Here is a 20,089-nt window from a genome sequence, read left to right as displayed (position 1 = left end):
GCTCTACCCTATTCTCCTTCAGTTAAAAAAATCCGTAATCGATCTGTAAACGTCACATCTTTCTTCTCATCAAATGATGAAATTTGAAAGACTTTCAAAGCTTTGCCTTGTGGTTCCTCATATCGATCGTATTGTTCATATACATCGCTCACCCATAGAATACCATAATAAAAAACAATGGTGCACCCCATGAACAAGAAAAACACCCAAAACCCTTGAAATATTTGATTTACTAATCTCATTTTATATCCCTCTTTTAGTAATAACGTTACTAAAGGATATGCCAAGCTATTAACATTGTATACCTGGATGAGGCAGGAATTTCAAATATTAAGAGATTAATTTGTGGTCGTTCATTTCCTCTTCTATTTATCAGGATAGCAAAACGGGAAATGCGCTTGTTCACTGTTAACCTAGTTATTAAGTTTTAACCATAATTGTGTAAAATATCGTACCCCTAGACGAGTACACGGATGTTTTATGTAAATGTATAAATATGTTCAAAGGTTGTAAGAAAAAGCGTAGCGTCTTTTAATAAATACAGCATGAGCTTTCGGCACCCCTACTAGTAGCTAATAGCTTAACCTAACTTTAAAATAAAAAATCAAGTAACCTAGTAGTCACTTGATTTCCTATTTATTTACACCGATGACAAATCCCATGGAAAGTAAGTCGATGATCCTTGATTTCAAAATTCCAGCGATCCTCTACGACTTTTTCTACATCTTCCAAGAGGTCTTCTTGAATTTCATCTACCGAACCACACTCAATACAAACTAAATGATGATGAAAGTGCGCTGCTCCTTCTTGACGCAAGTCATATCTTGAAACACCATCACCAAAATTAATTTTATCAACTACTTTTAATTCAGTCAGCAATTCTAATGTTCGATAAACGGTAGCTAGTCCAATTTCAGGATATTTCTCCTTTACCAGCATATATACATCTTCAGCACTAAGGTGGTCATCTTCGTGCTCAAGTAAAACTCTAACGGTTGCTTCTCTTTGAGGTGTCAATTTATAACTTTGCGAATGCAACTGTTTTTTTATTCGTTCAATACGTTGCTCCATGTAATTTCCCCCTGCCACTCGCTCACTCCAAAACCGAAGGAAAACCGTTACCAACGATACTTTCACAGGAGTAAGAATGTTATTCTCAATCCATTATACTATTTGAGAAAAAAAAGTGTCAAATGAGAATCGTTATCATCTTTTATTTATAATTATTACTAAGTAATAATGAGTACTTTTTTATAACAAGTGAGTGACAATAAATTTCATCACACTAGGAGAAACAAATGCTTCATAAAGCGAAACCACAACCAATCCACCGCTAACTAAAAGTAAAAATAATGTATAAGCGATAAAATGCGTGAAAACAGATTCCTTCCCTCGTCCAATAATTTGTCGCCATATTTTCAAGGAAAAAGTGGTTGCTACAGCAGCAACAATGATGAATAAAGGAATAAGCACAATATTCTGGGGGAATACGGCTGAAAAAGCAAATATAAAACCTTCAAAACCCATTTGATCTACTAAAAACCCAACTGTAAATCCTACCATTAAACCTTTTATAAATAAGAGTATATAAATAACCGGTAACCCAATAACAGACAAACCCAGTAACCAAATACATCCTATAATTTTAATATAATAAGCAAAGCTTTGCGTAAAAACTTCTGTAGCATTGGCAAATTCTCCACTGTCTACCTCACTAAAAAACAACGTAAGATATGCATACAAGTCATTTTTTTGTGTGAAATTCATGCTATTAACAATAACCGCTCCGAAGATCACACCCATTAGAATTAAAACGATAGAAAAGATATACGTAGCTTTATTCCCTGATAGATGGGTGAATATCCGGTTACGTCTCATGTGAAAATGTCTCATCCAATTCTCCTCATTTCTTCTCCGAATCACTCTCTATCAGAGTCTATGAAAAGAAGGAATCAACTATGACGGTTTAAATAAGAAAATGGTTCATTTCAGCAATTCGATAGAAGAAAATTACCATTATCTCTAGTAACTAATTTTCAATCTAGTATTTAACCCCGCAGCTTCCAATATTGGACAGCATATATTGTTTTTGCATCATGAATTTCTTCAGATTCTATAAGTGCTTCCGCTTCTTCTAGGGTTACATCTATCCGCTCTACAAATTCATCTTCATCCATATTTACCATACCTTCCCCTAATCCTTCTGCCAAATAAACATGAACAAGTTCATCGGCAAAACCTGGACTAGTATAAAACGAATGGAGTTTTGTCCAATTCTCCGCTTGTACGCCAGTCTCCTCCTCAAGCTCACGCTTTGCACACTCAAGAGGATCTTCTCCTTTTTCTAATTTGCCAGCCGGAATTTCTGCAAGTACTTTCTCCAAAGGTTTCCGAAATTGCCTAACTAGAATAAGTTTATTTTCAGGGGTTAATGCTATCACTGCTACTGCACCTGGATGATGGACCACCTCGCGTTTGCTTTCTTTCCCATTCGGCAGAGTTACATCTTGAACTTCGAGATCAATAATTTTCCCTTGAAAGATTGGTGTCGTTCGAATCGTTGTTTCATATAATTTTTCAGACATTTCATTTCCTCCGTTCTTTCATTTCTACTTATTATTGTGTATTCTACGTATATCTACTATACATAGACATTCCAAAGTTTAAAAGAAATAAATAGGATTACTTTAGCAAAAATAGGGTAAAAACATATTAGGGGTGATATTAAAATGAAGCAAAATAAATTAGGAACTTCAGACTTATTTGTCTCTGAAATTGGTCTAGGCTGCATGTCATTATCAGATGACCACTTACATAATGAAAAAATTATCCACGAGGCAATAGACCGTGGCGTGAATTTTTTTGATACTGCAGACCTTTACCAGCTGGGTTTTAATGAAGAAACGGTCGGAAAAGCAATTAAAGGTAAGAGACATGATGTTATTTTGGCATCAAAAGGCGGAAATGAGTGGGGGGAAGGAATTGATGGGTGGCGATGGAACCCAACTAAGAATTACTTAAAAGAAGCCTTAAAAAACTCTTTGCTTCGATTGGATATTGATTATCTGGACCTTTATCAGCTCCATGGAGGGACCATTGATGATCCTATAGACGAAACCATTGAAGCATTTGAAGAATTAGTTCAGGAAGGAACTATAAGATACTATGGTATTTCTTCGATTAGACCAAACGTCATCAAAGAATATGCTGAGAAATCAAATATAGTCAGTGTGATGATGCAATACAGTCTTCTCGATAGACGCCCGGAAGAATGGTTCAGCCTTCTAGATAAACACGGTTTGTCTATGATTGCTAGAGGACCTGTATCAAAGGGACTTTTAACAAATGACTTTGAACGGAAAATCACTGAAAAAGGGTTCCTAGACTATTCTGAAGCAGAATTACGAGCTACCTTAGAAAAGCTCAATACTCTTGCTGATGCCAACACAATGAGCAGTCAGCAATTATCATTAAGATATATTTTGGACCAGCCACAAGTATCTACCGCCGTAACTGGGGCAAGTACTTCTTCCCAATTAATTGAAAATATCCAAAGCTCAAATGTTAGTCCATTATCCATTGAGCTGACAAAAAAATTAGAAGCTCTATTCAAAGCTCCCGTTTATGAAAACCACAGAAATTAAGTTAAAAGTTATGTGAATCTTGTTTTATTAAACACTAAGTTTCCTCTATAACAAATTTCTAGAGTCTTAAGGTTTACTATAAATAAGGTAGGATCTACGGTATATTTGACCGAGTGATCCTACCTTCATTTTTTTAGGGTTCAAACTATTTTGATTCAAAGCTTTCTCTTACATCCAAAAAGTAATTCTCTAACATCTCATAGTCAATTTCGCCCAGTCTTTTCACTGCGATTCGACCATTAGGATCAATAATAAGCGTAGTTGGATATGCATGTAACTCAAAGGTGTCTTCTACAATTCCTTTTTCATCAAGAGCAACATAAAAAGGTATTTGAAAATCAGTCACAAACTGTTCCACATCACTCATATTCTTTTCTGTATCTGTAAGATTTACACCGATCATTTCAACATCGTCGTCTCGATACTTTTCGAAGAAGTCTATAAAATCAGGCATCTCATCGCGACAAGGTGCGCACCATGTTGCCCAAAAATTCACAATGACATAACTCCCTCTTAAATCTGAAAGGCTTACCTCATCATTCTCCTCGTCCAATGTTGGTAAAATAAAATCCGGCGCAATCATTCCAGTACTAGTACCTGTCTCACTGCTTTCTTCATATTCTTCAAACTCATCGCTTTGGTTTTGGATTTCATTTTCGATCCCCCCAGTTTCAACGAATTCATCGAGTCGTTGTTGATTATCATCTAACGCCTTATCCTGTCGGCTATCTACAATGACAAAAGCACCTATAGCAACAGCTGCAACTAAAATTGCAATCGATACATACCTCTTTAAAAACATACTACCTCCTCAACTTCCAAAATAATTAAAATAAATATTTTGGAATTAAAACGTCCTAATTATTATATGATAATTCAGCAGGAATTTAAAAGAAAATAATTTTTCATAATAAAACATACTTTCTTGTTCTTAACTTTGGTAAAATAAGTATTGCTTATTATGTGAGTATAAACTACAAACAATTATATTAAACAGGAACAGAAGAAAGGAAGATTTATTTGACGTTATTTGAGGCGATAGTATTTGGAATTATTCAAGGAGTTACCGAGTTTCTTCCCGTATCAAGTTCTGCACATATTGTGATCACTCAGCTCGTATTTGGTTATACATTTCCTGGACTTGCATTTGAAATTTATTTGCATTTAGCATCCGTATTAGCTGTTATTTTATATTTTTGGAAAGATGTATGGGATGTGATTCAAGGATTTTTCAATTTCGTGATTAAACGTTCACCAAAAGATCGCGTGCAATTTTATTTTGGATTGTACATCCTGATCGCAACTGCTCTAACTGGTATTTTAGGTAAACTGTTACAAGATGCTCTTGGTGCTAACCTTAAAACGCCGGCGATGATAGCTGGATCTTTATTCCTCACTGGTTTAGCATTAATTTTCATTGAACGTTTTCATAAAGTCGGGAATAAAGATGAAAGCTCAATGACTTTTATCGATGCAATCATCGTTGGTTTAGGACAAACCTTGGCAGTTATTCCCGGAATTTCTCGTTCTGGGTCCACTCTTGTAGTTGGCCTTTTAGTCGGCTTAAACCGCGAAACAGCTGTTCGTTATTCATTTTTGTTAGCTATTCCGGTTATTTTAGGTTCTACAGTCTTAGCTTTCGAGGACTTTTCAGCAGCAGCCTTTGCATATATCGGTCCATTGAACCTCGTTGTTTCGTTTGTCATTACGTTTGTCTTTTCCATTCTAGGTATTATCTGGCTAATCGATTTTCTTAAAAAGAGTAAACTAATTTACTTTGCAATTTATTGTTTTCTATTAGCAATTTTTGTTTTAACTATGATCGACGGCAACGTGATAATGGAAGTGTAATAAAATAGACAGTGGATTAGTCCCTAAAATGGTAAACTCCTCGTGAGTTTACCATTTTATTTATATTACATTTACAAAAATCAATTTACGTAATCTTTTCTATTTGATAAAATTTGAAAGAATCTTTCGGTTTTCTTAAATAAACAAATTAGACGAGGAGTAACATATGAAACAATCAAAAGGAATATTAATAGGAAAAGATCTATTGGGGCTTGCTCTTCTCTTTCTCTTCCTTATACTATTTATTTTTAGTGAACAAGTAAGCTCTAGTCAACAGATAGATAATCTCCCTAATGCAATGATAAATGTGAATACTATCTTTCTAAGTATTATTATCGAGGCAATCCCTTTTATCTTATTAGGAGTAATTATTTCAGCACTCATCCAAATATATGTATCAGCAGAAACGATTCAGCGTTTCCTACCCAAAAATGCTCTTCTAGCTTTGTTTCCAGCTGCAATGTTAGGTGCTATTATACCTTTATGTGAATGTGCTATCGTTCCAGTTGTCAGACGTTTAATAAAAAAAGGAATGCCACTTCACGTTGGCATTGTATTTTTAGTAGCAGCACCTATTTTGAATCCAGTTGTTTTTGCATCTACTTATTTTGCTTTTCGGAACAATCCTACGATTCTATATTCCAGAATGGGACTGGCTTTTGTACTTTCAATTATTATCGGAGCCATTTTATACGCTGTTTTTAGGCGTCAGCCAAATCAACTTCGTACAGAAGCAAACTTATCTTTGGCAAGTCACCATGTTCACGCACATCACGGACTCGTTTCTCACGATGATCTTAGTGCTGCTAAACCAACGATTTTGGAGAGAATACAAGAAACATTGCATCATGCAGTCGATGAATTTTTCATGATGGGGAAATATTTAATCCTCGGTGCTTTTATCGCAGCGCTTTTCCAAACTTTCTTAGATAGAAGTTTACTAGAAACCATTGGATCAAATGAATACTCTTCAACGATCGTAATGATGGCATTTGCGTATTTACTTTCTTTATGTTCCGAGGCAGATGCCTTTGTGGCCTCATCTTTTAGTAATCAATTTTCTGATGCTTCCTTGGTTGGATTTCTAGTATACGGTCCTATGTTAGACCTAAAAAATACATTTATGCTTTTTGCATTTTTTAAAGTAAGATTCGTAATTGCATTTATGCTAACAGTCACAGTGATTGTTTTCAGCTCCATTATGATCTTATTTGGAGTGCTATTATAATGCAAGATCCGCTTTTAATTATGGCTGTGCCATAAACTTTGATATTAAGAAAAATTGCATTGATGTCTTTAAAAAACTTTGTGCATTTTTTTTATTTTGTTGCTTTGATATCATCGAAGATTGTTTGGAAAAGCAGTTTACGTAACTATTATTGTTCTGAAAAGATCGAGTAGCGTAGGCGGCGACTCCTGCGCGAAAGCAACTGCTGATTACCCTACAGGGGGGATTTTCCCGAGGCTGAAGAAGTTGCCCACGGAAAGCGTCCGCCTAGAACGGATTCGAGCACCTTTGTAAGATAGAAAACATGGTCCTAATCTTTCTTATCTATTGAAAAAACTTAAAGAAGGGTCAGCCTATAGTAAATTAAAATGCTTCCCTGTCTTAATAACCAACAATATTTAGGAAAAACAGCCTGAACTTTAAATCAATTTAAATTTACCGATATTAAATTTAACAGGAGGAATTATTATGAAAGAGTATGATCACTCTTTTCACGCATTTATACAAGGAATAATACTACTTGGTTTTGCTTTGTTTATGTTAGGTCTGATTCTAACTGGAAATGTTGTTTATTATATTGCACCTACAATGATGCCATTTATTTATTTCTCCCTTGCAGCATTTTTTCTTTTAGGTACGATACAAATCTTTCGGAGTACGAAAAAGGATGATCATGAGCATGAAAGTAATTGTGGTTGTGAGCACGAACATCAAATAAGAGGACCTGTCTGGCTTAAATTTGGGATTTACAGCATTTTTATTCTGCCTATCCTATTTGGTTTTGTGCTTCCTGATCGTGGCCTTGATAGTTCAGTAGCCTCAAATAGAGGCATTCAATACGGGGCTGGAATTGATACTCAACTGTCTACAGATGATACAGTTTCCGGAAATAAAACAACTGACTCCGAAAAAACGAGTGGGATTTCTCGAGCAGAAGCATATTTAGAAGATCCTGAAGGATATATGGAAACATTAGAAAATGGCAATTCCTCAAAGGAAGAAGATATTCCTCCTGATGCTGAAGTCTGGAATGACGACTATTATGAAACGATATACCATGAATTAATAAACGATGAAAGGATTGAAGTCACAGATGAAAATTATCTAGACGTTATGACAGTCCTTGATATCTACTTGGATAAATTTCTAGGTAGAGAAATTGAAATTATTGGATTTGCTTATCGTGAACCAGATTTTCCAGAAAATCAACTCGTAGCTGCTCGTTTTGCAATGACTTGCTGTACTGCTGACACCGCCGTTTATGGGACGTTAATAGAATCTGATCAAGCAGTTGATTTTGACGATGATGTGTGGTTCCGTGCAGTTGGTACGATTAATAAGAGGGAACTAAATGAGAGATCACTACCACTGGTTAAAGATGCTCAAATTCAAGAAATTGAGGAACCGGAAAGTCCCTATGTTTATCCTTCGTACTAATAAATATGGTCATAACAGACTCTATCATTTTTATTAATTGCCGTAATTGCACATCTGCTTTCTGACTTAGCTGACTTACCGAGTCCAGGTTGTACTCCATTAATTTAACTCCCTTAGCAACGTTACCTTTCGTTTTCTTCGAGAATTTCTATATATATAACAGTTATTTTACGATTTACATCAAAATTAACTGAAAATTTTAATTCCAACCCATTCTCAGTGTCATAATCCGTACAAAGTTAAACATATTAAGTATTTCATTCGGAAAACAGGTTGCGGCTTAAATTAAATATGTTATAATCAATTCGTTGTTAAAAAATCAACTCGTATAAAAGTGAGGATATGGCTCACAAGTTTCTACCAGGCTACCTTAAATTGCCTGACTACGGGATGTAAAAAATCATCTAAAGCTATGCCATTGATATGTACACATACATAATTTTGGACTATAGTTGTTTCCTCATTTGTTACAGTTGGAACTCATGATTTTACTCCCCTCTAGTTAGAGACGTGAGTAAAATCATGAGTTTTTTAGTATTTGAAATTAATTAAAGGAGCGATATGTCATGGATGTGCTTAAAAAAACCATATTAAGCGAAGGAAAAGTCATTAATGAAGGAGTACTGAAGGTTGATTCCTTTCTGAATCACGCCATTAAACCTTCTTTAATGAAAGAAATAGGAGAGGAATTCGCTATGCTATTTAAGAGTAATAATATTACTAAAATAGTAACCTTGGAATCATCTGGTATTGCGCCTTCTTTAATGACGGCTCTCTCCCTGGACTGTGATCTTGTTTTTGCAAGAAAAAGAAAATCTCTTACTATGACCGATCATCTCTATTCAGCAAGCGTCCATTCATACACAAAACAGGTAACGAATGAGATTGCTGTCAGTAAGGAACTGATAAGCCCCGAAGATAACATTTTAATTATTGATGATTTTCTTGCGAATGGACAAGCCGCTCTCGGCTTAGCGGATTTAGTACACCAGGCAAATGCCACACTGATTGGATTCGGTATTGTCATTGAAAAATCATTTCAACCTGGCAGACAAATTCTGGAGGATAAAGGCTATCGTGTAGAATCACTAGCAAGAATCGCTAACCTTTCAAATGGAACTGTTTCATTTGAAGACGCGACTATAAAACTTTAGGAGGAACAACATATGACAACTACGACGATCAAATACCCTTGGTTTAAACGAGAAGATATCGATGCATTTTTCGCATTATTTCAAAATAACTTAGCAAATTTCGTCATCATTGTAGTTACTTTGCTTGGCATGGGATTTCCGCCTAGTTTAGTGTTCGGAAAAGTAATTCCTGGTGCTGCAGTGGCAGTAATTTTCGGTAATATCTATTATGCATTTATGGCTAATCGTCTAGCAAAAAAAGAAAACCGGACCGATGTTACCGCGCTATCTTACGGTGTAAGTACACCAGTCATGTTCATCTTTCTTTTTGGAGTACTTGTTCCCGCAAATGCACTTACAAATGATCCAGAATTAGCTTGGAAAATTGCTCTCGCTGCTGCATTTATCAGTGGTTTTATAGAGGTTTTAGCCAGCTTCACAGGAAGATGGGTGCAACGAAATATACCACGTGCAGCTATGCTCGGGGCATTAGCTGGTGTAGCACTAACATTTATTGCCGGGGAAATGTTATTTACTTCCTTTGAGATGCCAGTGGTTGGATTAGTAGTACTTGCTGTCATTCTTATAGGGATCGTTGGCAAGGTTGCCCTTCCTTTTCGAATTCCTGCTTCTCTGTTTGCAATGATCATTGGAACTTCCCTCGCATTCGGATTAGGCTACGTAGATACTGCTGCTATTAATGAAGGCTTTAGCCATTTAGGATTCTATCCAATTTTGCCTTCTCTTGATCTTATAGAAGGGTTTCAATATTTGTTTGGTGCACTTATCGCTTTATTTGCTGTTATTTTACCTATTACTATTTATAATGCTGTGGAAACGATGAACAATGTAGAGGCGATGAAAGCAGAAGGAGATGACTATGACGTTCGGGAATGTCAAGCTGTCGATGGTGTTGGAACGATGCTTGGTGCTGTTTTCGGCGGAATGTTCCCTACCACTGTTTATATTGCCAGCGTCGGCTCTAAAAAGATGGCTGCCGGTCGCGGGTACAGTTTATTAAACGCTATTGTTTTCTTGATCGCGGCATCCTTTGGAATAATCGCGGCATTAAGTGCGATTATTCCTGTTGCGGTAGTAGCACCTATCCTTGTTTTTGTTGGAATATCCATGGTTTCTTCGGCATTCAGTACTAATTTAGAAAAATATTATCCAGCTGTAGCAATTGCCATGCTGCCTTATTTTGCTAATTACTTAATGACTCGATTTAACAATCCCGTGCCGGAAACTATTGCTGAGCTATCACCAGGAATTGTTCCACTTGGGGAAGGTGCTATGTTTACGGCTATTATTCTAGGTGCAATAACGGTATTTATCATTGATCATGAGTTCCACCGTGCAGCCATTTTTTCTTTCGTAGGTGCCATTTTAAGTTTTATCGGTCTGATGCATGCCCCCAACATGGCATTCGGAGCAGCAATGGATTATGCGCTAGGATATGCATTAGTTGGCGTTCTATTTAGTCTTTATTATTTAGTCGGTATAAAATCAAAAGAAACCGTTCATCAAGAATCTAAAGCGGCGTAGTCGTTCTAGTTAAAACCATTTTAAGTTTTTCCTGCTAATCTAAATATACTTTATTTCGAAAAAAGATGAGTCAAAAGGTTATGATACCTTTTGACTCATCCTTTTTATTTTTGCATGTGCGGTATTACTGTTTGAATAGCTTTTGCCACTCCGTCTTGTACATTGGTAGCTGTAACTAATTTACATATCTTTTTTATCTCATCTTCGGCATTGCCCATGGCCACGGGAAACCCAGCAACTTCCATCATAGATACATCATTGAAATTGTCTCCAATTACCATCGTATGTAAAACATCAATCCCGTAATACGAAGCCATCACTTCAATGCCTTTTCCTTTCGTTGCATCTTTGTGGGTGATCTCCAGATTATCTTTCGCCGATGCACTTATCGCCACATTCAAATTAAGCTCCATCGCATCTTTCACTCGATTACGTCTGACATCATCTGTAGAAAAAGCAAGTATTTTAAATAATTCTGTATTTTCTTCTTCTAATACAGACTCATAACTTTCTGTCCGATTAATGGCACCTACTTCAAAGCGTTTTTCAGCGAGTTTTGTGGCTTCCTCTTTAGAGGAAAATTCTCCGGTTGTTTCTAATAAGTCAATAACTAGTTCAAGGCCTTTCTTTTCGTTATCAGTAAAGGCACCTTTAGAGGTATAGATTTCAAAATATATATCCTCTTCTCTTAACATGGCTGCCATCGTTTTGAATTGGTCATCAGACAATGTTTGCTGATGAAGGACTTTACCGTCTTCGCGGCGAATGTCCGCTCCATTTGCACAGATAAGCGGCAATCGCAATCCAGCTTCTTTTAATGGGGAAACAGCTTCAGTGTAATCACGTCCAGTTGCGACGATGACCGTTTTCCCTGCTTTTTGTGCTTCTAAAATTGCTTCGACATTGGCTTTGGATACATTCCGGCAGTCATTTAATAATGTACCATCCATGTCTGTGGCTATCATGTCTATTCTGTTCATAGCTGCACCTCATTCTAATTAACATCATCATTGATGATACCCCTGTTGTGAATTAATATCAATGATTGTAGATCATTTTCCTTGTCATGCCGCCATCAATAGTAATATTTTCTCCATTGATAAAATCGTTTTCGGAATCCGCTAGAAACAAGCAAGCTCTGGCGATATCGTCTGGAGTGCCAACCCGATTCGACCAATGCTGGCTATGATCCTTTTCTCTTAATTCTTGATAATTTTCCGTTTGAATCCACCCGGGGCTTATTGTATTCACTTGTATACCTAATCCTGTTAAACTCGAAGCTAAAGCATGAGTTAGAGCAATGATGCCTCCTTTTGACGCTGCATATGCCTCACTTCCAGGCTCAGACATACTAGCTCTAGTTGAAGCTATATTAATGATAGAGGATCCTTTATGCATTAGCTTAGAACCCAATTTCGAGAAGAGCATTACACTTGTAAGGTTTGTATGAATTACTTCTTCCCAATGATCCATTGTAAGCTCATCAAGTGGAATAAAGGATGAAATTCCTGCATTATTTATTAAGGAATCAAGAACGACATTTTCTTGTTTTAACTTATCGAATAAATGATATATTTCTTCTTTTTTTGATACATCTACGTTTATAAAACGAGCATGAAATCCTTTTTCAGTTAATCGTGTTACTAATGCTTTCCCAGCTTCTTCTTTCTTATCAATGATCCAAACTTTCGCTCCTTGTTCCAAAAAGGCGGTTGCAATAGCTTTTCCGATTCCATTTGCTCCACCTGTAACTAAAATTTCTTTTCCCTGCCATTTTTGCATGATTATCTCTCCTCGTTTTTATTACAGCGTGATCTTTCGCCACCCCGGGTAGCACCTACGTATTGCGTGTAGCTGCTACCCGAAAAGAGGTGGGTTTCCCTTGACACGCGTGGCGTAAAGATAGCTCTTATAATTCTATTTAAAAAATAAGTTTATCTGCTTCATTGTCTTGAGTTGTACTATTGTACAAAATTTTCGAGTTTAGATATACTTTAACTATCTTTCCATAAGAAAAACGCGTAGCGTCTTTTGTTAAATACAGCGTGAGCGTCCGCCTATAGCGAATTCGAGCACCTCTGTAAGAAGAATAGAAACACATTTCTATTACATTCTAGTATTCTCCAGGTATTTATTACTATGCTATCTGCGAGTTTTTTTTACCTCCTTTTTTGATCATACTGCTTGTTAAGGGGTGACACGACGTGGCAAATAAATTTGACATTATTCTTTTTCGATTTTTTCTAGTTTGGTATTTTATCGGATTAATATTACTATCTTTTGATTTAGTTCCCCCATGGTTAGAGTGGGCAAACGTAGTTTTCCTTATTAGTTCAGGTTTGTTGGGAATCGTCTATTTCCTTCGTAGTGAAAATTACTTACGAGGTGTACTCATTGTCATCATCATTTTCTTTATGTCCATGGGCATCGAGAGCTTCGGTGTTCATACTGGATTATTTTTCGGGGATTATACATATGAAACTGATTTTGGTTTTAAATTGATTGGAGTTCCAATTACGATAGGATTTGCATGGCTTATGGTCATGGCTACATCTCATGTCCTTGCAGCACCTATGGTTTCTTCTCCCGCGCTTTAAAGCTTTCATATATGCCTTCTACGGGGGAATAATAGCAACCTTAGATCTGATTATCGATCCTGTTGCTTATGCTGTGAAGAGATATTGGGTATGGAATGAAGGTGGCTTTTATTACGATATACCATTTTCAAATTTTTACGGCTGGTTTATTCTATCTTTCATCCTTCACCTATTAATCTATGGATTGTTCCATCGCTCTGGCAAATGGGAAAATACTGGTTCTCGTTTTTGGACTAGCAGGATGGTAGCTTTCTGTTGCTAATTTTTTATTTATAAAAATATCTTTCATTTGTTCTTCTAAGCTATCTGACATGAAAAACTGGTGAACATAGTTTGTTTTCAATTGTTCCTTCAATCCTAAATAAATTAATAAACAACCGGAGGATGGAATGAATTTTCTCTTAGACTCTTTTTGAACTAATCTCTCTACTACCGGAAAATCACCATTCAATATATAACGATCAAATGTTCTTGCATTTCCATTAACTATTAAAGAAGTAGCCCTTTCTTCTTCTACCGTGATATCCTCCACTTCTGATTCGTACTCGATTGTTATCCCTCGATCTGTTAACTCGTCTGTTAATACCTCAGCCAGATAAGCATAGCCACCTTTTATATACCAAATCCCATGTTCGTGCTCACTATAAGGTACAAGAGAATAAAGAGCCGGTGTTTGATCCGGAGACCCACCAATGTATAGCGTTTGTAACGAAAAAGCTTCCTGTAATTGTTTGGATTTAAAGTATTTTTTCGTTTGTGTGTTCACAGTTTGATAAGCTTTTAATTTTAAAAGTGTTCTAATATTTTTTTGCGTCCAAAAAGATCGTTTATTTACAAATGAAGTATCTAAGAATGCTTTTTTTCCTTTTTCAAAACGTTCTTTCATATTAGTCATATAGGATTCAAAAGCTTTTCCTTCACCTGGAAAATGCTTTTCCACTTCTTCTATCTGTTTAGATCGATCACTCCATTTCACAAAAGACTTTCCATCTTTGAAGTGAATCGGGTAAATCGGATCAATTTTAACCATTTCAATTTTATTTAAATCGACATTCACTTCTGTTAAAATTTCCTGAATAATATGAGGCAGTAAAACTATCGTAGGTCCTTCATCAATCTTGTACCCCTCAGGCCCGTTAAAATAAGCTAATCGACCTCCTAGTCGATTCTCCTTTTCAAAAATAGTTACTTCTTCCCCCCTTTTTTGCAGGTACAGAGCGGTAATCATCCCACCTATGCCGCCACCAATTATGGCTGTACTCATACTTTTCCCTCTTTTCTACGATAAGCCTTCGTCATAAGCTTTGCCGTGATTCGTGCTGATTCAAAGATAGTAGGTAGACCGCTTCCTGGATGTGTTCCGCCGCCAACTAACCACAATCTCTTTAACTCATTAGATTTATTATGAGGTCTAAAGTACATCATCTGTCCTAAATTATGGGATAAATTAAATGTTGCCCCTTTGTAAACATGTTTGTCATGTTCCCATTCATAAGGACTAAGTATTTTCTCCACTTCGATTGCATTACTAATATTCTTGATCCCCGCCCGTTTTTCGACTAAATTTAAAATGACATCTCTAAAGTTATCTTTTTGTGACAACCAGTCAATTTTGCTGAAATTATTAGGGACTGGAGCAAGGATATACAATGCCGATTTCCCTTTTGGAGCGAGAGTTGGATCCGTTATTGATGCGTTTTGTACATACACAGAAGGATCATCCGATAGTATTTTCGATTTTGTTATTTCCTCGACGTTTCGCTTATAGTCCTCCGAAAACAAAATAGTATGGTGATCCAAATCAACTGGTTGGTTTACACCTGCATAGATCATAAATGTGGAGCATGAGTATTTTTTCTTTTCCAGTTTCATCGTTTTAAATTTTCGTTTATGTCTGTCATCCACAAGTTGGTTCATTCCTTGGGCAAAATCAGCATTCATAATGAAATCATCTGCTGCAATTCTTTCCCCATTATCCAGTTCAAGCCCTACGACTGATTTTTGCTCAACAATCATTTTTTTAACGCCAACTCCTAAATGTATCTTTCCCCCTTGTTCTTCTACAACTTTAGCCATGGCTTTTGTTAATTGATTCACTCCGCCAATTGGATGATGAACGCCATATTCATGTTCCATGAAAGACAAGATACTAAATGCACCTGGACAGTCCCATGGAGACATTCCTAGATATTTAGATTGAAACGTAAATGAGAGTTTGAGACGCTCATCATCAAAATACTTTGACAGAACATCGTGAAGAGATTTACCTAATTCCAGTTGTGGTAATGCTTTTAAACTTCTTGGATGTAAGTAGGCTGCCAAGGAAGAATGTTTATTTTGTAAAATAGGTGTTAAAGCGGCCATCTTTTTCCGGGTATCTTTCATAAAATTTAAATAGCTGTCCCCGTTACCAGGAAAAAGATGTTCAATTCTTTGTTTCATTTGAACCGGATCTCGCGTTGCCCGTAATGTCAACTCGTCAAATTTCAATGAATACATAGGATCTAATTCTTTTAACGTTAAATAATCATTTAATTTACGACCTGTCGCTTCAAATATTTCTTCTAGAATATGATTCATACTAAGAAAAGTAGGTCCTAGATCAAACGTGTACCCATTTTCCGTAAAAGATGATGTTCTTCCACCAACATAATTTTGTTTTTCATATATTTCAACGTCAAAACCATCGGCTAACAAAAGCATAGCTGCTGCTAATCCTCCTGGTCCAGCTCCGATTATAGCGGTCTTTCTTCCTTGCATCCCCTTCACCTCTGTTTTTCTTCAGTCTCTATTGAATAGTGCTATATACCCTTTCTACAATTACATTAAACAAAGGTTATACAAACATTAAATTATCTTATATATATTTTCTTCTAAAACGACACATGTGTCAATTAAAAAGAAAGAAGAGAAGTTATTTTCACCTAAAAAATAATTATTCTATCAATTTTTTCTGATTTACTTTTACTTTTTAAAGCTATGTAATTAAAAATATCTGATGGACAAAAAAAAAGGTGGTACTCAGGTTATAAAATAACCGTAAGTCCACCTTTCAACAGTACTTATAAGTCCATCCCCTAAATATTAGGAAGTTATCTTTACATTATATTGCTTTAACCACATATCTATTTGCAACAGATGTGCCATGAGCTGCGGTCCCGTCATTAACTGTCCAAAGTAAGGTTCTGTAAACGAAGCCCCTTCCGTTGCAACAAGATCTTTTACCTTTTGATAGTCAAGGATATCAAACAGAGGCGAATCTTTTTCTTTGATCACCCCGCCTAAAGCTTGAGTGACAGGGTTTTTATACGTGGGATGGTGCGTCTTTGGAAAAGGACTTTTTTTACGGTAAAGTATCTCTGTAGGAAGCACACCTTCTAATGCCTTTCGCAATAAACCCTTTTCTCTATTGTTAAGCATTTTCATTGCCCAAGGAACATTCCACACATACTCTACCAAATGATGATCAGCAAAAGGCACACGTACTTCCAGACTCTTTGCCATACTCATTCGGTCCTTTCGCTCTAACAGTGTCGTCATAAACCAAATCATATTCACATAAAACATACCACGGCGTTTTGCTTCAATTTTTGATTCACCTTCTAAATGCGGTACTTCTGCCAAGGAATCCTCATAGCGAGCTTTCACATATTCTTTCAGATGTAATTTTTTTTGCAAAGCAGGCCGGAGAAGATTTTCTCGACCACTAATGGATGTCATCCACGGAAAAATATCACTCATTAATCTGTCTTCTCGATGAAACCATGGATAACCTCCGAATATTTCATCTGCGCATTCCCCAGAAAGTCCAACCGTTGCCTGCTTCCTAATCTCTCCACAAAACCACATTAAAGAAGAATCAATATCAGCCATTCCTGGAAGATCACGAGATCTCATGGAGTCTTCAAGTAAAGTAAAAAGTTTATCCTGAGTTATCACTGCATTATGATGATCGGTTTGAAACGTATTCGTCATTCGTTTTACCCAAGGGGCATCTGAATTGGGCTGAAAATGACTTTCCACGAAAAACTTCGCATTATCCTCGTAATCAAACGAAAATGTCTTCAATGTTGGAAGGTGTTTTTTTTGCATATGAGCATGAGATATGGCGGTTATCGCACTTGAATCAACCCCTCCAGATAAGAAAGTAGATATTGGCAAGTCTGATACTAATTGTCGTTCTATGGCATCTTTCACCAATCTTCTAACCTTTAGAGCAGTTTCTTCTTCTGAATCTAGATGTTTTTCGCTTGTAACCTGCCAGTACCGACGGACCTCTGTCTCATTTTTGGTCATCCTGAACCAATGTGCAGGCCTTAGCTCTTTCATCCCTTTAAATACACCTTTTCCTGGCGTGTGTGACGGACTCAATCCAAGTAATTCCTGTAAACCTTCTGTGTCAACTTCCGTTTTAACTAGTGGATGAGCAAGAATCGCTTTCATCTCAGATCCAAATAATAAACCATTTTCAAGTGGATAAAAAAAGAGTGGTTTCACGCCTAAACGGTCTCTTGCCATAAAAAGCATTTCTCGAGCACTATCCCAAATAGCAAACGAAAAAATACCGTTTAATTTTTCTACACAGCCCTCTTGCCAATGGATATATGACATTAATAAAACCTCTGTATCGGAGTATGACTCAAAGCGATAACCTAAGTTTTTCAGTTCACTGCGCAATTCATCAGTATTATATAATTCACCGTTATAACATAATGTATATTCTTTCCCGTTTTGCACACGAGTCATAGGCTGTGCGCCTCCTGCAGGATCGATAACAATTAATCTTCTATGACCAAAAACCACGTGATCTCCGCTCCACGTGGTTCCTGCATCCGGTCCTCTATGAGCAAGTGAATCAGCCATAGCTTTAACAACATTCACTTCGTTTTTCATTTCCCGCTTAAAATCTATCCAGCCTGTGATTCCACACACGTTGCATCCCTCGTTTCTAATATAAAGCTCTAGATAAAGCTCTACAATTATGCTATTCAACAAGGATTGTCCAAAATACAAGTAAGATAGATTTTTTACTTCACTTTTTTTAATGTAACCAAATACCAACTACCTTCACGAATTAATGGTTTCGTACTTGTAACTTTAAAACCAGCAGCTTTACCATCTTGTTTGAGTTCATTCATAGTAGGTAGCGGGTATAAATTTTCGTGAGCGGTCATAAAGGAATTAAACGCTGTCGCAAACGTCTGACCATGCGTTGCACCCATAACAGGAGTTATAAAAGTTACTGTTCCTTTTTTGTTTAAGACACCTGCAATATTTTTGAATAGGTTTTCTCTGTCTTCTTTTGGAAAATAATAAAGCAAGTTATGAGCCATCACCATGTCCACTTTCCCTGAAAACTTCTCGATGTAATCGATCAAATCACCTTCATAAACATCGACTTGATCGCCTAAACGAGAAGAGGCCATCCTTGCGACATCTTTATTTAGCTCTACTCCTTGCAATTGAATGTCTGGAAAGTTAGATTGAATACTTTTTAAGTACCCTCCATAACCACAACCCAAATCTATAATTGAGGCTGGATTATTTTGCTTTATTCGCTTTAATATTGGAGTAACTGCAGCTTTTTCCAATAACGTTGACGTTTCAGCGACGACATCCGCAAATTTATCTTCTAAGTAAGTAATTCGCTTTTTAGATTCTATTAAGTTTGGATATTCTAACAATGTCGGTATATGAAGTTCCATCATCTCGCGCAACAGAATTCCGACCGATTCATCGCTGTTCGCAGAGGCATACTTCACCATTTTTTTCTTGGACTTAATCTTTCCCGAAATCTTCTTTTTTAAATGACCTACTTCTAATCCAACTTCTATCCATCTTTCCAGCAAGGTTTCATCTAAATCATATTTTTCTGCAACCTCTTGTACCGTTTTACTTTCAGTAAAGTGCTCGAAAAGATTTAATTTATAGCCGACATGAGCATGCCATGTCGTTAAAAAGTTTTCATTACTTTTCATCCAATTTCTTGCTTGTAGCATTCTTTTTATTTCACTCAACTAGCTCACCGGCCCTCTCTAACCTTTTAATCCTGTAAAGGTCATTTCCCTCGAGATTGTATTTCCAAACCTGGAGAGATCAAATATAGAGTATTTGACCGTGTTTTTTAACAAAAACGCGTAGCGTCTTTTATTAAATGCTAAGTGATTCCTTCTTTTTAATATAAGACAGAAGCTTCTCACAACCTTTATCAACCAAATCATACACTTCAACAAAATTACCTGTGAAATACGGATCCGGAACGTCTTCGATTGATAAATCATTCATAAGATCAAGTAAACGGAATACCTCTCCTGATTCTTTAAAACCCTTCAATCGATGAAGGTTACCTAAATTTGAAGCATCCATTGCGATAATATAGTTAAAGTCTTGCAAATCTTTTTCTTCTACCTGTCGCGCAATAATATTTTCGCAATTTATCTGATGTTCTCCCAAAATATCAAGTGTCCCCTCATGAGGACTGTTGCCGATATGCCAATTGCCTGTTCCTGCTGAATCCGTGCTTATAATATGCTGTAAATTTTCTTTTTTTACCTTATCTCGGAATATCGCTTCTGCCATTGGTGATCTGCATATATTACCTAAACAAACAAACAGTACTTTTACCACAACAATTAGCTCCTTTACCAATTCATC

20 protein-coding genes and 1 riboswitch are annotated in these 20,089 nt (G+C 36.5%); of the genes, 8 read left to right on the top strand and 12 right to left on the bottom strand.

Features of this window, described 5'->3' with window-relative positions:
• Positions 1 to 8: 8 nt before the first annotated feature.
• From CEF18_RS03310 to CEF18_RS03295, 4 genes are all read right to left on the bottom strand, one after another.
• Positions 9 to 242, bottom strand: coding sequence for a YqzK family protein (locus CEF18_RS03310; protein ID WP_110935173.1), 234 nt, complete (start codon positions 240 to 242; stop codon positions 9 to 11).
• A 394-nt stretch (positions 243 to 636) separates the two neighbouring features.
• Entirely contained in the window at positions 637 to 1,071 is a 435-nt protein-coding gene (fur, locus tag CEF18_RS03305; protein ID WP_110935172.1) for a ferric iron uptake transcriptional regulator, read from the bottom strand.
• A 180-nt stretch (positions 1,072 to 1,251) separates the two neighbouring features.
• A complete protein-coding gene (gene spoIIM / locus CEF18_RS03300; RefSeq protein WP_223292218.1) occupies positions 1,252 to 1,893 on the bottom strand; it encodes a stage II sporulation protein M in 642 nt (213 codons plus the stop codon).
• A gap of 155 nt (positions 1,894 to 2,048) precedes the next feature.
• Positions 2,049 to 2,585: an NUDIX hydrolase gene (locus CEF18_RS03295; protein WP_110935171.1), complete on the bottom strand. Its 537-nt coding sequence runs from the start codon at positions 2,583 to 2,585 to the stop codon at positions 2,049 to 2,051.
• Between the two features lie 144 nt (positions 2,586 to 2,729).
• On the opposite strand from CEF18_RS03295, the gene CEF18_RS03290 reads away from it, so the two are divergent.
• A complete protein-coding gene (locus tag CEF18_RS03290) occupies positions 2,730 to 3,644 on the top strand; it encodes an aldo/keto reductase (RefSeq protein ID WP_110935170.1) in 915 nt (304 codons plus the stop codon).
• 145 nt (positions 3,645 to 3,789) lie between these two features.
• On the opposite strand, the gene CEF18_RS03285 is transcribed toward CEF18_RS03290, so the two are convergent.
• A complete protein-coding gene (locus CEF18_RS03285; RefSeq protein WP_110935169.1) occupies positions 3,790 to 4,446 on the bottom strand; it encodes a TlpA family protein disulfide reductase in 657 nt (218 codons plus the stop codon).
• Between the two features lie 218 nt (positions 4,447 to 4,664).
• On the opposite strand from CEF18_RS03285, the gene uppP reads away from it, so the two are divergent.
• The 5 genes from uppP (at position 4,665) to CEF18_RS03260 (ending at position 10,838) form a co-directional block, all read left to right on the top strand.
• Positions 4,665 to 5,495: an undecaprenyl-diphosphatase UppP gene (uppP, locus tag CEF18_RS03280; RefSeq protein WP_110935168.1), complete on the top strand. Its 831-nt coding sequence runs from the start codon at positions 4,665 to 4,667 to the stop codon at positions 5,493 to 5,495.
• A gap of 166 nt (positions 5,496 to 5,661) precedes the next feature.
• Positions 5,662 to 6,723, top strand: a complete 1,062-nt coding sequence (locus tag CEF18_RS03275; RefSeq protein WP_110935167.1) for a permease — start codon at positions 5,662 to 5,664, stop codon at positions 6,721 to 6,723.
• Positions 6,724 to 7,191: 468 nt separating this feature from the next.
• Entirely contained in the window at positions 7,192 to 8,160 is a 969-nt protein-coding gene (locus tag CEF18_RS03270; RefSeq protein WP_110935166.1) for a TIGR03943 family putative permease subunit, read from the top strand.
• A 304-nt stretch (positions 8,161 to 8,464) separates the two neighbouring features.
• A riboswitch (purine riboswitch) is annotated at positions 8,465 to 8,566 on the top strand.
• Between the two features lie 160 nt (positions 8,567 to 8,726).
• Positions 8,727 to 9,314 (top strand): xanthine phosphoribosyltransferase, encoded by a 588-nt coding sequence (locus CEF18_RS03265; RefSeq protein ID WP_110935165.1) that lies wholly within the window; start codon positions 8,727 to 8,729, stop codon positions 9,312 to 9,314.
• A 12-nt stretch (positions 9,315 to 9,326) separates the two neighbouring features.
• On the top strand, positions 9,327 to 10,838 hold the full coding sequence (locus CEF18_RS03260; protein WP_110935164.1) for a uracil permease: 1,512 nt from the start codon (positions 9,327 to 9,329) through the stop codon (positions 10,836 to 10,838).
• A gap of 104 nt (positions 10,839 to 10,942) precedes the next feature.
• On the opposite strand, the gene CEF18_RS03255 is transcribed toward CEF18_RS03260, so the two are convergent.
• Both CEF18_RS03255 and CEF18_RS03250 read right to left on the bottom strand, forming a co-directional pair.
• The gene (locus CEF18_RS03255; RefSeq protein WP_110935163.1) at positions 10,943 to 11,818 is read right to left on the bottom strand and encodes a Cof-type HAD-IIB family hydrolase; all 876 of its coding nucleotides are present in this window, start codon (positions 11,816 to 11,818) and stop codon (positions 10,943 to 10,945) included.
• 58 nt (positions 11,819 to 11,876) lie between these two features.
• A complete protein-coding gene (locus tag CEF18_RS03250) occupies positions 11,877 to 12,620 on the bottom strand; it encodes an SDR family NAD(P)-dependent oxidoreductase (RefSeq protein ID WP_110935162.1) in 744 nt (247 codons plus the stop codon).
• A gap of 422 nt (positions 12,621 to 13,042) precedes the next feature.
• Between CEF18_RS03250 and CEF18_RS26755 the strand changes: the two genes are divergently transcribed.
• Positions 13,043 to 13,435, top strand: coding sequence for a carotenoid biosynthesis protein (locus CEF18_RS26755; protein ID WP_259457909.1), 393 nt, complete (start codon positions 13,043 to 13,045; stop codon positions 13,433 to 13,435).
• Positions 13,395 to 13,697 (top strand): carotenoid biosynthesis protein, encoded by a 303-nt coding sequence (locus CEF18_RS26750; protein WP_259457910.1) that lies wholly within the window; start codon positions 13,395 to 13,397, stop codon positions 13,695 to 13,697. The genes CEF18_RS26755 and CEF18_RS26750 overlap by 41 nt, the downstream gene beginning before the upstream one ends.
• On the opposite strand, the gene CEF18_RS03240 is transcribed toward CEF18_RS26750, so the two are convergent.
• The 5 genes from CEF18_RS03240 to CEF18_RS03220 all read right to left on the bottom strand — a co-directional run bounded on the left by CEF18_RS03240 (position 13,608) and on the right by CEF18_RS03220 (position 20,062).
• Entirely contained in the window at positions 13,608 to 14,699 is a 1,092-nt protein-coding gene (locus CEF18_RS03240; protein WP_110935161.1) for a phytoene desaturase family protein, read from the bottom strand. The two genes, CEF18_RS26750 and CEF18_RS03240, sit on opposite strands and share 90 nt — an antisense overlap.
• Positions 14,696 to 16,195, bottom strand: coding sequence for a phytoene desaturase family protein (locus tag CEF18_RS03235; protein ID WP_110935160.1), 1,500 nt, complete (start codon positions 16,193 to 16,195; stop codon positions 14,696 to 14,698). The genes CEF18_RS03240 and CEF18_RS03235 overlap by 4 nt, the downstream gene beginning before the upstream one ends.
• 324 nt (positions 16,196 to 16,519) lie before the next feature.
• Entirely contained in the window at positions 16,520 to 18,367 is a 1,848-nt protein-coding gene (asnB, locus tag CEF18_RS03230; protein ID WP_110937569.1) for an asparagine synthase (glutamine-hydrolyzing), read from the bottom strand.
• 95 nt (positions 18,368 to 18,462) lie between these two features.
• Positions 18,463 to 19,452, bottom strand: coding sequence for a class I SAM-dependent methyltransferase (locus CEF18_RS03225; RefSeq protein ID WP_110935159.1), 990 nt, complete (start codon positions 19,450 to 19,452; stop codon positions 18,463 to 18,465).
• Between the two features lie 133 nt (positions 19,453 to 19,585).
• Positions 19,586 to 20,062 (bottom strand): low molecular weight protein-tyrosine-phosphatase, encoded by a 477-nt coding sequence (locus CEF18_RS03220; RefSeq protein ID WP_110935158.1) that lies wholly within the window; start codon positions 20,060 to 20,062, stop codon positions 19,586 to 19,588.
• Positions 20,063 to 20,089 lie beyond the last annotated feature (27 nt).

Origin of the sequence: Salipaludibacillus neizhouensis (genome assembly GCF_002886185.1) — a bacterium.
GTDB lineage: Bacteria > Bacillota > Bacilli > Bacillales > Salisediminibacteriaceae > Salipaludibacillus > Salipaludibacillus neizhouensis.
This window is presented reverse-complemented; position numbering and strand designations above follow the sequence as displayed.

Bases quoted from the DNA above. Each gene is read 5' to 3' on its own strand.
- CEF18_RS03265 (WP_110935165.1), top strand. From the start codon at position 8,727: ATGGATGTGCTTAAAAAAACCATATTAAGCGAAGGAAAAGTCATTAAT.
- CEF18_RS03275 (WP_110935167.1), top strand. From the start codon at position 5,662: ATGAAACAATCAAAAGGAATATTAATAGGAAAAGATCTATTGGGGCTT.
- CEF18_RS03260 (WP_110935164.1), top strand. From the start codon at position 9,327: ATGACAACTACGACGATCAAATACCCTTGGTTTAAACGAGAAGATATC.
- CEF18_RS03290 (WP_110935170.1), top strand. From the start codon at position 2,730: ATGAAGCAAAATAAATTAGGAACTTCAGACTTATTTGTCTCTGAAATT.
- CEF18_RS03285 (WP_110935169.1), bottom strand. From the start codon at position 4,446: ATGTTTTTAAAGAGGTATGTATCGATTGCAATTTTAGTTGCAGCTGTT.
- CEF18_RS03270 (WP_110935166.1), top strand. From the start codon at position 7,192: ATGAAAGAGTATGATCACTCTTTTCACGCATTTATACAAGGAATAATA.
- CEF18_RS03240 (WP_110935161.1), bottom strand. From the start codon at position 14,699: ATGAGTACAGCCATAATTGGTGGCGGCATAGGTGGGATGATTACCGCT.
- CEF18_RS03310 (WP_110935173.1), bottom strand. From the start codon at position 242: ATGAGATTAGTAAATCAAATATTTCAAGGGTTTTGGGTGTTTTTCTTG.
- fur (WP_110935172.1), bottom strand. From the start codon at position 1,071: ATGGAGCAACGTATTGAACGAATAAAAAAACAGTTGCATTCGCAAAGT.
- CEF18_RS03295 (WP_110935171.1), bottom strand. From the start codon at position 2,585: ATGTCTGAAAAATTATATGAAACAACGATTCGAACGACACCAATCTTT.
- spoIIM (WP_223292218.1), bottom strand. From the start codon at position 1,893: ATGAGACATTTTCACATGAGACGTAACCGGATATTCACCCATCTATCA.
- CEF18_RS03235 (WP_110935160.1), bottom strand. From the start codon at position 16,195: ATGCAAGGAAGAAAGACCGCTATAATCGGAGCTGGACCAGGAGGATTA.
- CEF18_RS03255 (WP_110935163.1), bottom strand. From the start codon at position 11,818: ATGAACAGAATAGACATGATAGCCACAGACATGGATGGTACATTATTA.
- CEF18_RS26750 (WP_259457910.1), top strand. From the start codon at position 13,395: ATGTCCTTGCAGCACCTATGGTTTCTTCTCCCGCGCTTTAAAGCTTTC.
- CEF18_RS03250 (WP_110935162.1), bottom strand. From the start codon at position 12,620: ATGCAAAAATGGCAGGGAAAAGAAATTTTAGTTACAGGTGGAGCAAAT.